This is a genomic window from Pseudoalteromonas sp. GB43, assembly GCF_054923805.1.
Genome location: NZ_JBPCHJ010000001.1, coordinates 2,009,597 through 2,025,721, shown reverse-complemented (window position 1 = coordinate 2,025,721; position 16,125 = coordinate 2,009,597). Strand labels below are relative to the sequence as shown.

General features: G+C 43.5%; 11 protein-coding genes and 1 pseudogene. 10 read left to right on the top strand and 2 right to left on the bottom strand.

Annotation, left to right across the window (positions count from 1 at the left end; genetic code table 11):
* Nucleotides 1-3 precede the first annotated feature (3 nt).
* Nucleotides 4-1,305 (bottom strand): GntP family permease, encoded by a 1,302-nt coding sequence (locus ACRWSG_RS09715; RefSeq protein WP_054552324.1) that lies wholly within the window; start codon nucleotides 1,303-1,305, stop codon nucleotides 4-6.
* 295 nt (nucleotides 1,306-1,600) lie between these two features.
* On the opposite strand from ACRWSG_RS09715, the pseudogene ACRWSG_RS09710 reads away from it, so the two are divergent.
* The 10 genes and pseudogenes from ACRWSG_RS09710 to ACRWSG_RS09665 all read left to right on the top strand — a co-directional run bounded on the left by ACRWSG_RS09710 (nucleotide 1,601) and on the right by ACRWSG_RS09665 (nucleotide 12,022).
* Nucleotides 1,601-3,891 (top strand): annotated as a pseudogene (locus ACRWSG_RS09710) (TonB-dependent receptor).
* A 112-nt stretch (nucleotides 3,892-4,003) separates the two neighbouring features.
* Nucleotides 4,004-4,666, top strand: coding sequence for a response regulator transcription factor (locus ACRWSG_RS09705; RefSeq protein WP_054552322.1), 663 nt, complete (start codon nucleotides 4,004-4,006; stop codon nucleotides 4,664-4,666).
* Between the two features lie 152 nt (nucleotides 4,667-4,818).
* Nucleotides 4,819-6,096, top strand: coding sequence for an efflux RND transporter periplasmic adaptor subunit (locus ACRWSG_RS09700; protein ID WP_462166170.1), 1,278 nt, complete (start codon nucleotides 4,819-4,821; stop codon nucleotides 6,094-6,096).
* On the top strand, nucleotides 6,093-6,845 hold the full coding sequence (locus ACRWSG_RS09695; protein ID WP_462166169.1) for an ABC transporter ATP-binding protein: 753 nt from the start codon (nucleotides 6,093-6,095) through the stop codon (nucleotides 6,843-6,845). Before ACRWSG_RS09700 ends, ACRWSG_RS09695 begins: the two co-directional genes overlap by 4 nt.
* The gene (locus ACRWSG_RS09690; protein ID WP_462166168.1) at nucleotides 6,845-7,591 is read left to right on the top strand and encodes an ABC transporter permease; all 747 of its coding nucleotides are present in this window, start codon (nucleotides 6,845-6,847) and stop codon (nucleotides 7,589-7,591) included. The genes ACRWSG_RS09695 and ACRWSG_RS09690 overlap by 1 nt, the downstream gene beginning before the upstream one ends.
* A gap of 135 nt (nucleotides 7,592-7,726) precedes the next feature.
* Nucleotides 7,727-8,506, top strand: coding sequence for an FtsX-like permease family protein (locus tag ACRWSG_RS09685; protein WP_462166167.1), 780 nt, complete (start codon nucleotides 7,727-7,729; stop codon nucleotides 8,504-8,506).
* The gene (locus ACRWSG_RS09680; RefSeq protein WP_462166166.1) at nucleotides 8,476-9,297 is read left to right on the top strand and encodes an FtsX-like permease family protein; all 822 of its coding nucleotides are present in this window, start codon (nucleotides 8,476-8,478) and stop codon (nucleotides 9,295-9,297) included. The genes ACRWSG_RS09685 and ACRWSG_RS09680 overlap by 31 nt, the downstream gene beginning before the upstream one ends.
* Nucleotides 9,298-9,354: 57 nt before the next feature.
* Nucleotides 9,355-10,731: a sigma-54-dependent transcriptional regulator gene (locus ACRWSG_RS09675; protein ID WP_462166165.1), complete on the top strand. Its 1,377-nt coding sequence runs from the start codon at nucleotides 9,355-9,357 to the stop codon at nucleotides 10,729-10,731.
* Nucleotides 10,732-10,968, top strand: a complete 237-nt coding sequence (locus ACRWSG_RS09670) for a hypothetical protein (RefSeq protein ID WP_462166164.1) — start codon at nucleotides 10,732-10,734, stop codon at nucleotides 10,966-10,968. It abuts the gene before it with no gap.
* Nucleotides 10,937-12,022 carry a sensor histidine kinase gene (locus tag ACRWSG_RS09665; protein WP_462166163.1) on the top strand — a complete coding sequence of 362 codons (1,086 nt, stop codon included), beginning with the start codon at nucleotides 10,937-10,939 and terminating at the stop codon, nucleotides 12,020-12,022. Before ACRWSG_RS09670 ends, ACRWSG_RS09665 begins: the two co-directional genes overlap by 32 nt.
* Here the strand turns inward: ACRWSG_RS09665 and ACRWSG_RS09660 are convergent.
* Entirely contained in the window at nucleotides 12,006-15,455 is a 3,450-nt protein-coding gene (locus tag ACRWSG_RS09660) for a PAS domain-containing hybrid sensor histidine kinase/response regulator (RefSeq protein WP_462166161.1), read from the bottom strand. The two genes, ACRWSG_RS09665 and ACRWSG_RS09660, sit on opposite strands and share 17 nt — an antisense overlap.
* Nucleotides 15,456-16,125: the final 670 nt, after the last annotated feature.

Here is a 16,125-nt window from a genome sequence, read left to right as displayed (position 1 = left end):
TCCTTAAAAGAAAATAAAGAGTCCGAGTGCCAATGCGACACCGATAAGCGGAATGACCGCCGTCAGCGCTGCCATTGACCAATACGCTCGTTGATGCGTTTCTTTACAGATAGCGCGTATTGTTGTGACCACATAACCATTATGCGGCAAGGTATCGAGGGCTCCAGAGCTAATTGCCACTACACGGTGCAGTTGTTCAGGGTTTACACCCATGTCTAAATAACCCGGTGCGACAAGCGGTAATGCAATGGCTTGTCCGCCAGAAGCAGATCCTGTTAAGCCGGCAATTACACTCACCGCAACCGCAGCACCAACCAACTCATTCCCCGGCATATGGGTCATCACATCGACAGCGGCGGTAAATGCCGGTGATACTTTCGCCACAGCGCCAAAACCAACCACAGCAGCGGTATTACCGATTGCCACTAAAGCGCCGGTTGTACCAACATTAATAGCGTTACCCATATCGTGAAAATGCTTAAAATTGATAATCACAATACTCAGTACACCACCAAGCAAAGCGACAATAAGCGCGGTTTGCTGCAGTACATCATGTAGCGTAAATGATAAAAGTAGCACCACAATAAGCGGGATCACACCCGTGATTGGATGCGGACGACGACGCTCAATAATGACAGGATCATCATCACGCGCTTCAAAGGTTTCGCCATTAGCAACGGCTTTTTTGATCATCTTGTTCAACCAAAAGTAACCTGCTGTCGCCATGAAAATAGCGACCACTAAGCTCACTTCCCACGCTGCATAGGGTGACGTACCAAGGTGCTTAACCGGGATCCAGTTTTGAATTTCTGGCGAGCCTGCCGAAGTCATGGTAAAGGTCACCGAACCAAATGCCAGCGTTGCTGGAATAAAGCGGCGCGGTAAGTTTGCATCTTTAAACAGACTTAATGCCATTGGATAAACGGAAAACGCAACAATAAAGACGCTCACGCCACCGTAGGTTAAAACAGCACAGGCAATCACAACCGCAAGAACGGCGTGCTTCATACCTAGTTTACCCACAATGTAGCTTGCAACACTGTCTGCAGCACCGGTGTCTTCCATGAATTTACCGAACAACGACCCCAGTAAGAACATAAAAAACCACGCACTTAAGAAGCCTGCAAAGCCATCCATATAGGCGTTAATAAAGTTTGTATCTGCCGATACAGGGAAAATGGCCATGCCACTACTAAGTGCAACTAACAGTGCACAGATTGGCGCAGCGATAAATAAATTTACCCCACGCAGCGTTAAAATGATCAGCAGTATTAAACCGCCTAACAGTCCTATCATGCTCAGCATAGACATTCCTATAATTATTGTTATTACACAGATGAGGTGACATCGGAATAATGCTTTCAGTCTTACCCTAAGCGTTCAAAAAATACATAACACTAAGGTACTATCTGCTTTAAAAATAGCTTAATTGCTTGATAAATAAAGGGCTGTGACGGGTATAGCACTATGGTACTAATTCAATTTTTGCAACTATCTTCTACATTAATTGACAGGTGACACGGGCAAATCTTATTCAGTCTTCGGCAACATCGATGTGAGTGGCCATAAGACTAATGACAACAATAACAAGGAATACAACATGATAAAGCTTAACCCAAAAGTCGCGCCACTTACTCTGGCTGTATCACTTGCTTTGGCAGGTGTCAGTGCTCAAGCGGCAGAACAAGCCGAACCTGCAGCAAAAAAAGGTGAACTTGAACGTATTCAGGTAACAGCACGTAAAACTGTTGAAAACCTGCAAGAAGTGCCAGTCGCAGTCACTTCAATTGGTGCTGAAGAGCTAGCTGAAAATGGCATCGTCGTCATGACCGAAGTTCAGCAGTTCTCGCCAAATACCACCTTACAAGCAAGCCGTGGTACTAACTCTACAATTACTGCGTTTATTCGTGGTGTAGGTCAGCAAGATCCACTTTGGGGGTATGAGCCAGGCGTAGGTATTTATATCGATGATGTTTATCTTGCTCGCCCACAAGGTGCCGTGCTTGATCTGCTTGATGTGCAACAAATCGAAGTATTACGCGGCCCACAAGGGACGCTTTACGGTAAAAATACCATTGGTGGTGCAATTAAATACGTCACCAAAGAAATGAGCGGTGATGCTACCTTAAATATACAAGGCACTGTAGGTAGCTATAACCAAAAAGATTTAAAAATCACTGGCCAATTACCGATTGTTGACGAAAAACTTTACGTGGGTTTTGGTTTTGCAACGCTTAACCGTGATGGCTTTGGTGAGTTTTTAACATCGGCTCTTGATAACCAAGACCGCGAAAACTACAACAAAGACGTAACCGCAGCTCGTGTTACACTCGAATACACACCGACTGATGACTTATTCTTCCGCCTCGCGTGGGATAAAACAGAAGACAAATCAAACGCAAAAGGTGGTTACCGTTTACTACCTAGTATTCTTACCGATGCACCAGTTCCAGACAGCGTGTATGACTCATACACCAGCTTACCAACATGGAATAAAGTTGAACTCGAAGGCTACAGCCTAACTGCTCGTTGGGATATGACTGACAGCACTAGTATTAAATATATTGGTTCAAGCCGTGAGAGCTACTCACCAACGAATATCGACTTTGATAACACGTCACTACAAATTTTCGACGTACCTGCTATTTACGATGATGAGCAAACGACTCATGAGTTACAGCTAAATCATCAAGGCGATAACTATAAACTGGTTTCGGGTCTTTACTACTATGATGGTGAATCTTGCGGTCAATTTGAGGCTATTTTAGAAGATTTAGGCATTAAATTAGGACTTCCGGGCTTAACTCGTGAAGTAAGCGGTTGCAGTAATTCAAACAGTAAAGCCGCCTATATTCAAGGTAGCTACGACTTTAACGACCAATGGTCAATGACACTCGGCGCGCGCTACACCAAAGACAAAAAAGAAGCACAGGTTAACAACGGTTTAGTGTATGCAACAGTTTACCCAGAGTCAGGTTGGGTACCAGGTTACATTCGCCCAGATGGCCGCTTGTCCCAACGGTACTCGATGATGAAGAAGAATGGTCACGCTTCACACCGCGTGCGGGTGTTGAATACCAATACAATCGTGACATCATGTTCTTTGCAAGTTACGCGCAAGGCTTTAAGTCAGGTACTTTCAACCCACGTGCAACCACTGCAGAGCCAGCAGCAAAACCAGAAATCGTTGATTCATTCGAAATCGGTATGAAGAGTGAGTGGAACAATAACTTACGCGTAAACGTTACCTTATTCACCCTTGACCATAAAGACCGTCAATATATTTCGGTATTACCGGGCGACAGCGCTGCAGATCTAAACCAACGCTTAGGTAATATTGGTGAATCTAAATCAGATGGTATTGAGCTTGAACTTAACTATGTTGCAACAGAGTCACTCAGCTTTGATGCGTCAGTGGGTTATATCGACAGTAGCTTTGATAAGGTAATTGATTTTGACCCAGTTACCGGTGAACAATTTGATAAATCAGACCGCTTTACAGTATCAAACACACCTGATTTAACCTTTAACCTGGGTGCAACGTACCGTATGTACACAGAAATGGGTGACTTTGTTGTCAATGGTAACTACTACCACAGAGGCGACTACGCGCTATTCGAAGAAGATAGCCTATTAACGCAAGATGCTTACGGTATCTTTAATATGGGTATCACTTGGTACAGCACAGATGGTCACTGGACTGCGGGTCTTTACGGTAAAAACTTAACGGATGAAGAGTACATGATTGGTGGTTACCAATTCGTGGCACCTGATCCAACAGACCCAACAGATATCAGCAAATACACCCCAGGTTTAGGTGGTGATAATACCCTGATTGGTTATTACGGCGACCCTCGCACTGTAGCCTTCACTGTTGGTTACCGTTTCTAAAATAGAATCTAAATCCTTGTGTGAGAAAGGTTTGTCTGGAACTTCCCTTCAGGCAAACCTTGTTTCAAAGCGCAAAATCACTTATAACATAACGCATTGGAGAATCGAGGGAATGTCTTTAGCTGTGAACACCATAATCGCCGATGATCACCCGTTATTTAGAAGTGCGCTGCGTCAAGCTGCCGCGACATCAGTGCCTGAAGAACATATTAAAGAAACCAGTGACATTGATGGTTTGTTTGCACTGTTAAGCGCTCACCCTGAGATTGAACTAATATTTTTAGACCTTACAATCCCAGGTGCAAATGGCCTGCAAGCCCTTTCGCAACTGCGTAACCACTACCCTGATATCTTGGTAATCATGGTCTCTGCCAATGAGACACCCGCCATAATCAAACAAGCGATGAGCCTTGGCGCTGCTGGCTATATTCCTAAGTCATCTTCTTTAGATGTTATTAGTGAAGCAATTAGTCATGTACTCAATGGCGACACTTGGTTACCACCTGAAGTGGATTTAACCGATGTGGTGATCAACGACGAACAAAGCGAATTTGCTCGTAACCTCGAAAAACTAACTCCGCAGCAATACCGCGTACTTGCAATGATTGCCGACGGTTTATTGAATAAACAAATCGCCTTTGAAATGTCGATTCAAGAAACTACAATCAAACAACATGTGTCAGCGATTTTACGCAAACTCAATGTCTATAACCGCACCCAAGCAGGCATTTTGTTTAACCAGCTTTCGCAGGTTGGCAAAATCGAAGAAAGCTAATTTAAGCATTCACTCCCAGTTTTAAAACTCGCTTTCCCAGTAGTGGGAAAAGCTCACGTTGCAAAAGATAAAAAGCTACTACTTTTCAACACCTTAACTTTGGCACAAAACTCGCCTTAGCTATTCCATGATTATTTATATTTCTCAGTATCATGGATTTAGACAGCACACTAAAACGCAAACCTCAGCAATCAAAAGCTAAAAAATGGCTGGCTGTTGCAGCCATTGGCGTATCGGCTCTTGGCGCTTTAATGGTGTATCAATGGACAACCCCCACTGTGGTTGCTGCAAGCCAGCTGCAAATAGCAACCGTAGAACAAGCCGATTTTGTGGTAAAAATACGTGGCTTTGGCCGTTTAAAGCCAAAGTATCAACGTTATTTAACCAATACCGACACCGCAATGGTCGAAGCTATCCATGTATACCCCGGCACTATCGTTAAAAAAGACACAGTGATTTTAAGCCTCGTCAACCCACAGCAAGCGCAGCGTTTATCGGTCGCTCGGCTAGAACTTGCTCGCCAAAAAGCCAGTGTTAATGAGCAAAGAATTAACCAGCAAAGTGAACTACTTGAGCGCCAAGCAAATCTCGCCATATTAAAAAGTGAGCTGCAAAGTGCAGAGCTTAGAGTCGATGCTGAAAGCAAACTGATCGAGCAAGGGATTGTTTCAAGCCTCGATTACAAACGAAGCATGCTAAACGTTGCACAGCTTACAGAGCGCGTAAGTATCGAGCAGCAACGCCTTGCACAGCTTAAAGAAATGCACTTACAACGTAGCAAAATACAGCAAGAACTATTAAGCCAATTTGAGCTTAATTATCAGGTTGAACAACAGGCTTTTGATCAGCTGCAAATAACAGCAGGTATCGATGGCATGCTGCAAGAGTTGAATGTTGAACTTGGCCAAAACCTCGTGCCGGGTACCCGCCTTGCGGTGGTTGGCTCCAATAAAGCACTCAAAGCAGAGCTAAGCGTTAAGCAAGCTGATGCCGAAAAAGTAGCACTCAATATGGCAGCGAAAGTTAACACTTTTAGCCAAGCAGGCCACGGTGACGTTGATGCCAAAGTCACCCGAATTGACCCTATTGTTACCGATGGCCGAGTTATTATCGAACTTGATTTACAAGGCACACTGCCTGCCAATGCCCGCCCAGATTTAAGCATTGAAGGCTATGTGGTTAGCAACATTATTCCAGATGCGTTAACCATTAATGTACCGCAAAAAGCACAAGCTCACAGCGAAGCCACGCTGTTTAAACTTAATCCAAATACCCAGTTAGCAACGCCAACCAATATCGAATTTGGTACACTCAGTGACAATCAAATTCAACTTTTGAGCGGTGCCACCGTGGGCGAACAGCTGATCATTTCAGACCTTTCTAAATGGCAGCATTTGGCAACAATAAAAATCGAACAGGACAGTTTATGAAAACCAACACGCTTATCTCATTAAACAAAATCGCCAAAGTTTATCGCGGCCAAAATGTTGAAACCTATGCATTAAAAGACATCAGCCTGAATATTAACCAAGGTGACTATATCTGCATTAGCGGCCCATCTGGCTGTGGTAAATCGACGCTGCTGTCATTATTAGGCTTACTCGATAGTCCAACTGCTGGCGACTATTTAATTAAAGAAGTCGACACAAAAACCCTTGATATGGATCAGCAAGCTGAACTTAGAAACCTTCACATTGGTTTTATATTTCAGTCGTTTAACCTAATTGATGAATTATCGGTGTTTGACAACGTAGCACTGCCGCTCACTTATCGAGAGCCAGCCATGAGCCCAAACGAAATTGAGCTTGCTGTAAAGCAAGCCCTTGATGAAGTTGAGATGGGCCACCGCTCTCAGCACAAACCAAATCAATTATCTGGTGGTCAGCAACAGCGTATTGCTATTGCCCGCGCATTGGCTGGCAAGCCAAGTATTTTATTGGTGGATGAGCCAACCGGTAACTTAGATTCAAAAAATGGTGATGCTGTCATGGACTTGCTTGATGAGCTGAATAAAAAAGGCACCACCATTTGTATGGTAACCCATGATTTACGTTATGCCGGACGTGCAAAGACGCAACTTAAATTGCTAGATGGTGAAATTGTTTCTTACTCTGAAGCTCGCCAAGCACCTAGCAACGACAATACTGAGCATGCACTTGAAAGCGCTGAGGTGATGTAATGAAATTAACCAAAACACGCGCCCAATTAAGCTTAGCGTGGGCATCATTAATGAATGCACCGGGATTTGTAACAGCAGTTATCGCAACGCTTGCTTTAACATTGGCCACCTTGTTTGTGGTGCTTAGCCTTGTTAACAGCTACTTTTTAAAGCCCCTTGATGTGTACGATGAAAGCCGCATGGTAGTGGTTGAGCAATCACTGACCTATGATGACTACGATGCCACCGGCTTTCAAAGCTATCAGTCGATGGTTCATTGGCTTAAGCATAATCAAAGCTTTGAACAAAGTATCATGATCAATGCGGGTGAGCAAATCTTTGCAAACCTAGATGGCGAACCGAAAGAACCAGTGCTGTATGTTGGCGGCAACTATTTTGACTTATTAAACACACCATTTTTAATGGGACAAGGTTTTGATTCTGGAGAAACGCTGGAAACCCCTGATGACCGTGTTGTTATATCTGCCAATTTTTGGCGCAAGCATTACAACAGCGACCCGAACATTATTGGTAAAACACTTTCAGTCATGGCGGGTGAAACCGATTACGTTCACCGTATTGTCGGCGTTGTTGATGCCTCATTCAGCCCACCTTATATGTTTAAAGCAAGTGATGTTGAAGTATGGTTTCCATCAAGTGCGGACCGTCGCTTCTTTCACAATGACGATTGGCAAAGCCCGTGGACAAACACTTTTAAAAACCTAAAACTGATTGCAGTTTTAAAGCCTGGGGTCACCATAGATTAAGTTAAAGTCGATTTAAAACAACAAATTGATACGGTTAAATCAGAGTGGCTAAACAATGGTGGTATCACCGATGTAAAACCTGAAGTAACCCCGTATCGTGACGTTGAGCTGGGTAATAACGATGACTTAAGCTTGATGATGTTAGCTGGTGCTGTCGGGCTACTGATTATTGCGGTACTTAATGTAAGCACTTTGTTTTTCTCACGCGCTCTTGCTCAACATAAAACCCTCGCCTTACAGGCGGTATTAGGTGCAAAACGCAGCACGTTATTTAAAAGTATCTTTTTACAGTCACTGATTTTAATGACCTTATCGGTAAGCATTGCGCTGTTTTTATCGGTATGGGGCATACGTTTATTTAAAGTACTGGCAGAAGGCCGATTACCACTGGTTAATAGCTTGGCCGTGGATAGCACGTTGGTCATTGTTGCCATCATACTGTGTATTGCTCTTGCTTATATTTTCTCTGTAATTACAGCGCGTCTGGTAAATTACAAAACCCTAAATACGCAAATGCAGAACAGTGGTAAAGGCGGAGTTTCGCAGGTATCTGGCCGTACAGTGCGCATTTTAATTGGCTCACAAATGTTTGTTGCCGCGTTGCTTGTGAGCTTTTCAGTGATGGTAGTGAGTAAAGCCATGGGCACGATAAACCGTCCGCTCGGCAGTGATACCGAAAACCTATATTTTGCCAACCTGTTCCAGCCAAATAATCAGATGTCATTGGCTGAGCGCTACGAACATATGCTGCAATACAAGCAGGTTTTGCTTGATAGCCAAGGTATCGATGATGTTGCCCTAGGTCACAGCCCTGTTTCGCAAAGACAAAACGCCAACACCCTGACTGATGTAAACGGTAAAAGCTCTGTTTTCTTCCCTAGTCAGTGGGTAGTACATTTGATTACTTTGCTTTAGTTAACACCAAAATTCTCGCTGGCCGCACCTTTACTGAACAAGCTATACGTGGTGAAACCAACGAGATACTGGTATCAGTCAGCGTTGCAAAGAACTTATTACCAGGCCAAGACTATCGAAATATCATCGGCAAGAGCTACCAAGGTTTAGAAGAAAAAATGTATGAAGTGGTGGGTGTAACCGAAGATTTTAATCACCCTAAATACTTCGATGAGTCGTTTGGTCGTCACATTTGGTGGCCTGCAACACCGTATAGCTACATGTTTACTATCAAAGCTTCTGAAGGCGTTAAGCTGACTAATAAACAAATACTTAATACGCTAAAAGAAAAGAACAGCGACTTAACCATGTGGCAGTTTAATGACCTGCAACAAGAGTACGACAATTTACTGTATATGAGCCGACTGACTGTGGTTCTGTGTAGTACCTTAGCGCTATTTACTCTATTATTAGCAGCAATCGGTATTTTTGGGGTACTAAGCTACAACCTGGGTCTGCGCCGCTATGAGTTTGGTATTCGTATGGCATTAGGTGCGAAAAAAGCGCGCTTATTTAAGCTGATGAGTGTTGAAGCTATTATCCCTGTGCTCATTGGTTTTGCGGTTGCTCTCGCCGCGGTAATGGTGGGTTTTTACATGTTACAAGGACAGCTAATGTCTTGGCTGATACTTGATGTAAGACTGCAATTACTCGCTTGGAGTATTACCTTATGTATTGCGCTATTCGCTTGCTTTAGACCTTTGGTTTTACTGCTTAAAGCAAAACCTATGGCCGCACTACGTAACGATTAACAGCACAAAATGGTGGCTTAAATTTAAGCCACCTCAACAGGATAATAAGAAAACATCATGGACAAAATCTTAGTCATAGACGATCAAGCTGATGTGCGTCTGGCTGCTACTGTTGCATTACAACAACTGGGCTTACATTGCCTTGAGGCCGAAGGCCCTGAACATGCCCTTGAATTATTAAAATCGGAGCACATTAGCCTGATTTTGCTTGATATGAACTACAAGCTCGACACCACCTCAGGTGAAGAAGGGTTACGCTTTTTAAAGCAACTAAATCAATTAGGTTCGACCATACCTGTCATTGTCATGACCGCATGGGCCAGCATTGATGTCGCTGTTAAAGCCATGCAATTAGGGGCTGTCGACTTTGTTGAAAAGCCATGGAATAACTTACGCTTAACCGCCGTTGTGCAACAACAACTCAAGCTCAAGCAAAGTAATCACGACAACGCGTGCTTAAAGGCGCTAACCAGTGACACAGAAGCACATTACATAGCTCAATCAGAAATCATGCAGCTGTTGCTTGCCAAAGCTGAGCGCGCAGCTAAAACCGATGCCAGCATTTTAATTACCGGCGAAAATGGCACTGGCAAAAGCTTATTAGCACATTATATTCACCAGCATTCACTCAGAGCTGATAAACGCTATGTCAGCGTGAATGTTGGCGCCATTGCGCCAACGCTATTCGAAAGCGAATTATTTGGCCATAAGAAAGGTTCTTTTACTGATGCCAAAGAAGACCGCCTAGGGCGTTTTGAAATTGCCGAAGGCGGTACTTTATTTTTAGATGAAATTGCGACTTTAAGCCTTGAGCTGCAAAGTAAAATGCTCCGTGTGCTAGAAAGCAAAGAATTTGAAGTGCTAGGCTCAAGCCAAACCAAAACCGCCAATGTTCGCATTATTTCTGCCACTAATAGCGAATTAGCTACGGCTATTGAGCAGGGTGAATTCCGCCGTGATTTATTATTTAGACTCAATACCATTGAACTGCACATTCCACCGCTTCGTGACAGAAAAGACGACATCGCTCCCTTGGCAGAACACTTATTGTTGGTGCATGGTAAAAAATATCAACGCGCGAATATGGCGCTCAGTGATGACGCTCTAAAGGCGCTAAAAAATTACAGTTGGCCTGGTAATATTCGTGAGCTAAGCCATTGTATTGAACGCGCGGTGATCATGAGCGATAACAATAATATTCAAGCCAGTGACCTCATTTTAGATCAACCAAGTTGCGAGCAAACAAATAGCAATGCCGAACAGGCTTTGCCACTATTGCCCCTTGAAGAGCTTGAAAAACAGATGATTCAAAAAGCGCTGCTGCAATTTAATGGCAATGTTATCGCCGCAGGAGAATTTTTAGGGTTAAGCAAATCAGCCATTTATCGTCGCATTGATAAACATCAGCTCGATTTAAAAGAAGTAGAACGCTAAATGAGTAACAAGTTGTCGTTAGAGCAGCGTGTTCGACGCTATTTTTATATGCTTATAGCGGTGCTATTAACGCTTGGTATTGCCCTTTCGCTCAGCTTAAAACTAGATTGGTTTGCCAGTATCAGCCTATTATTGCCATTTATCGGGATAAGCGCTTTTGCTTTAATTAAAAGCTACCGTGCGATCACCGATGTGGTTGAACGCTTTGGGTTTGCAACTAGATGCATTGGCAAATGACGAAAGTAATAGTTGGCATTTAGCGTCTTATCAAACTGGACGAGTCGCAGCGCTTAAGCAAGATTTTGCCAAGCTCAGCAATAAAATAGCCAAGAACAAACGCCATTATATGCAAACAGAAGAGTTTGTTTTTGAGTTTGCCAGCATGCTGGACTTACCCATCGTTATACTAGACCCCCATGGCTTGATTTACTTTAGTAATAAAGCGTTTAAAAACAGTATTAGTCATCGCCAGATTGAAGGTAAATCAGCCAGCGACTTAGGCATTGCACTGCATGATGGCGAATGGCAACAAAACAGTGACTCGCTGTTTAAACAACGCTTTCAAATCTCATCGCAGACTTTTTGGCGGACCGGCAGAAACTTTGAATTACTAACCTTCTTTTCAATTGAGCAACAGCTTCGCGAAAACGAACAACTTGTTTGGCAACGTTTAATTCGCGTGTTAAATCATGAAGTACGTAACTCACTCACGCCGATTTACTCAATGAGCCAGTCATTGCAAACCCTTAAGCACCAAGGACAAATTAGCAGTCACGATGATCTCGCCCAAGATATGCTGCAAGTAATAGAAAAACGCGCTCAACACTTGCTTGATTTTGTAGCCAGTTACAGTGCGTTTGCCAAGCTACCACCCGCACAAAAACAAACAATCAGTAGCGAGCAACTAAACACACGTTTAAGCGCTATCTTTCCTGAACTCGTAATAAATAGCAGCGAAGAGTTACATGTTAATGCCGACTTTGGTCAGCTAGAACAAGCATTGATAAACTTGATAAAAAATGCCTTTGAAGCAGGCAGCAATTCTGCCCCAACCCTCACTTGGTCAAGGCAAGGTGATAACTTAAATATTGTAATTAGCGACCAAGGTTGTGGTATTCAAAACCCCGATAACTTGTTCGTGCCATTTTACTCAACCAAAGCAAATGGCACAGGTATAGGACTTGTGATCACCCGAGAACTTGTGCGCAACCAAGGTTTTGAGTTATCGATAAATTCAAAACCCCAGCAAGGCACACAAGCTATAATTACTGTGATTAAGTCAGTCGCTTAATCATGCGTTTTAAGGCGGGCGCTTTCAGAGGCTTATAAAGCAATGGATAGCCCGCATCGAGCACTAATTCGCGTATGCCTTCATCATGATTCGCAGTATTAACGATGGCAGGTAAGCGTGTTAGTGCCGCTTGCTCAATCACTTCAAGTCCCGTTACTCCATCATCAAGCTGATAATCAATAATCAACAATTGCGGCAGGGCTTGGCTTGCCTTTAACTGCTCAAGCTCCGCTAAGTTAGTGGCTATTGAAATTTCACAGCCCCAATTTTCGAGTAGCTGCTTTAATGCCTCTAACACGTTGCGGTCGTTATCAAGCAACCAAATACGCAATTGCCCCAGCTCTGTTTCTTGTGATGCCTCAGCGCCTTTCGCTTGCGCAGGCGCAGTACTCACTCTGCAAGGTAGAGTTAGAGTAAATTGCGTGCCTTTACCAAGTTCAGACCCCATCACTAGGGGTATTTTAAGTAAGTCACATATACGTTTAGTGATTGCCAACCCTAAGCCTAAACCCTCGGCGCTTGGTTTTGCACCAAGCTGTTTAAACTCTTGGAAAATAGTTTGTTGATCGCTCGATGCAATACCAATCCCTGTGTCTTCAACAATAAAGGATACATGGTCATCGTCGTACTGCATTTTTAAGCGCACTTCACCTTGCTCGGTATAACGAATCGCATTACTCAAAAGGTTACGTAGTACTCGACGTAACAGCGCTTTGTCGGTATGCAAGCGAACATCGCAGGTTTCAATAATAAACTTTAAGCCTTTTTCACGGGCAAGGGCTTCGTAGTCATTACGCAGAGGCTCAACCAACGAACTGGCTGCAAACTCGCTCATTTGTACTTTAAATGAGCCTGAATCGAGCTTAGTTAACTCTAAAATACTCGATAATAACTCTTCGGCGCTGCCCAATGAATTCTTAATATTCATCGCCAACTCTTTAAGTTCGGTGTCTTGGGCTTTTTCATTCATTAAAGAACAAAACAAGCTCGCAGCATTGAAAGGTTGCAGTAAATCATGGCTAGCAGCGGCAAAAAAGCGCGTTTTACTGACCGTTGCTTGCTCCGCCACTTGCTTTGCCATCGACAACTCTTGGTTTGCTTGAGTCAATGCCAAGGTGCGGGCTGCGACTTTTTCTTCAAGGCTAACATTGGCTTCGGTTAACGCTTTTTGTTGTTTTACGAACTCGGTGATGTCGGTATAGGTTGTTACAAAGCCGCCACCTGGCAGTGGGTTACCTTGCATTTCAAACACGCGACCATCATTGTGCGAGCGCTGGTATTTATAAGCGCTGCCTTGGCGTAAATAGGCTAAGCGTTTTTCAACTTCGCTGGTCATGCTCTCGCCGCTAAATAAACCGCGTTCGGCATTAAAACGAATAATGTCGGCAACCGGGCGGCCTATGTAAAGCGCATCATCTGGGTAGGCGAACATGTTTTTGTAGCCTTGGTTCCAAGCTACCAAGCGCAGCTCACTATCAACTACACTGATCCCTTGTTGAATATTTTCGATTGTTGATTGCAGTAAATCACGATTAAATTTAAGCACTTGGCTTGCTTCGTCAACAAACTCGGCAACCTGCTCTAGAGGCTGGCGCTGCTCATTTTTCGCCACATCTAAAATAAGTCGTGCCGATGCGCCGCCGATCACCGCAGACATCTCGCGCTCAACTAATAGCTCTAACTCGACATTGGCAGGGCGTTTCCACTTACTTTTATCATCAGGAAAGTAATGATTTACCAAAGACTGTGCCGCTTCTTTTTCGGCAAATCGTTGCAATAGTGCACCTAGGTCATGGTAACTCAAAGGCTGTAGATGATTACTCACTCGAGAATCACTAAGCTGCGACACAAACTTATTGCTCTGCAAGCGTTCAGCTAAGGTTGCTCGACTAAATAACGGCACTAAGAAATACACTAAACAGTTCGCACCTAACGATAGCAACAGAGCTTGGCTAATGCTTTCCATGCCTAATGAGAATAAATCGGTTGGTGCTAACCAGCTTATTCCCCACGGTCCATTCACAAGCCATAAGCTATCGCTTCCTAAACCTCCAGCGATATTTGGCAGTAAAAGTGTGTATCCCCAAATAATAAAGCCGCTTAAAATCCCCAATTGCGCACCGCGACACGATGCTTGTCGCCACCATAAGCCTATAATCATGGCCGGCGAAAATTGCGCGACTAAGGTGAACGACATCAAACCCACATTGGCAAGGGTTGTACTTTCGCCCAGCACTCGGTGAGTGAAGTAACTAAGCAATAGAATCAATACGATAACGATTTTACGCGCATGTAAAAGGTTATTTTTATCAAGCCCGCGACTACTCGATGTAAGCTGGGAACGGCGTAAAATAAATTGGTTAATAAAGTCATTAGTGATCATCACTGAAAGCACAATTGATGACACAATCACCATACTGGTTGCCGCGGAAAAGCCGCCTAAAAAGGCTAATAACGCCACAAAAGCATCATCAGCCGCCATAGGTAAAGCCAATACAAAGGTGTCGTAGCCGACTTCTTGACCTTGAAAGTAAATTAATCCGGCATAGGCAATAGGTAAAATAAATAGGTTAATAAGTAAGAGGTAAATCGGAAATAGCCAACGCGCCGAGGCCAGCTCTTTATCGTTATTTTTTTCGATAAAGCTCATGTGGAATTGTCTTGGCAAACATAAGGTCGCCAAAATACCAAGCAAAGTATGAGCAACATACACATAGGTTGGACTTTGTGTGGCCGTCACTTGCTGATCAATATTTAAGTCATGGGCTTTTTCAAACAGCGCCACTGGGCTGTCGAATAGAGCAAAGCATACATACAAACCCACCGCTAAAAACGCCAACAACTTAACCACAGACTCGAAGGCAATACTGGCTATCAAACCTGGATTATGTTCGCTGGGCTTTAACCGCCTCGCGCCGAATAAAATAGCAAACAGTGCCAATACAATCGTGATATAAAAAGTGCTATCGGCCCATACTTCATGACTTTGTGTGGCAGCGCGGTCGGTAAGTAAGTTGATACTTTGTGCAGTTGCACTTAGCTGTAAAGAGATATAGGGCACAATGGCAATCACTGAAATCAATGAAATGAGTCCAGACAAACTCGACGACTGACCATACCGAGTCGCAATAAAATCTGCCATTGAGGTTATTTTTTGCTGCCGACAAATATGCGCTATGCGGCAATAGACTTGCCAGCCAAAAATGAATAACAAGATAGTGCCTGCATAGGTCGGAGCCAACCACCAACCGTTGTATGCAGCTTGTGCTGTGGTGCCAAAGAACGCCCAAGAGGTGCAATACACTCCAAGTGATAAACCATAGGTTAAGCCTTTAAAAGGCAATACTTTTCTTTTATCAGCCCAGCCTGCAACCGCAAATAAAATTGCCAGATACACAATTGCAAGAAGGCTTATTGACCAAATTGAGAACATCGCATGTGATTATTTTAATTGTTATAGCCCCAGCATAGTTTTTATTGCACGTAATTTACAGCCTAACTTTAGTGCTAATGCATTGTATTACGGAAGTTTAAAAAACAAACACAAAGAAATGAGAATTATTTTCAATTGAGTGTTGACAGACACGTAAATCTAATTGATAATCACTATCAACAAGACGATAAAGTACTTGTTCGGAATAAACTGATTTGTTTCGCGACCCTGAAACACGTGTGGCCCACGATAAAGCTAAGATCGCCTGTTGCTAATCGCAACGCCCCTTGATATTGGCAACAGGTGATCGCCCTACTATTTTACTTGCTACATTGCTCATATCGGTGACGGTAGATATGAAACTCAAAAAGCCCTTACAGGGCTTTTTTTATGTCTGAAATTCGTACAAAACCTGCAATAAAACTAAATGAGAATTATTTCCAAAAAAGTGTTGACAGCATCGCAAACCTAATTGATAATTAATCTCAACAAGCCAAGCGAAGTATGATGACTTGTTGAGATTGAATTTGTTTCTCCCCAGAAACGCGTGTCGCCACGTTAAAGCTTTAGCTTATATGTTGCTAATCGCAACGCCCCTTGATATTGGCGACATATAAGCGACCCTACTTATTTTACTTGCTACATTGCTCATATCGGTGACGGTAGATAT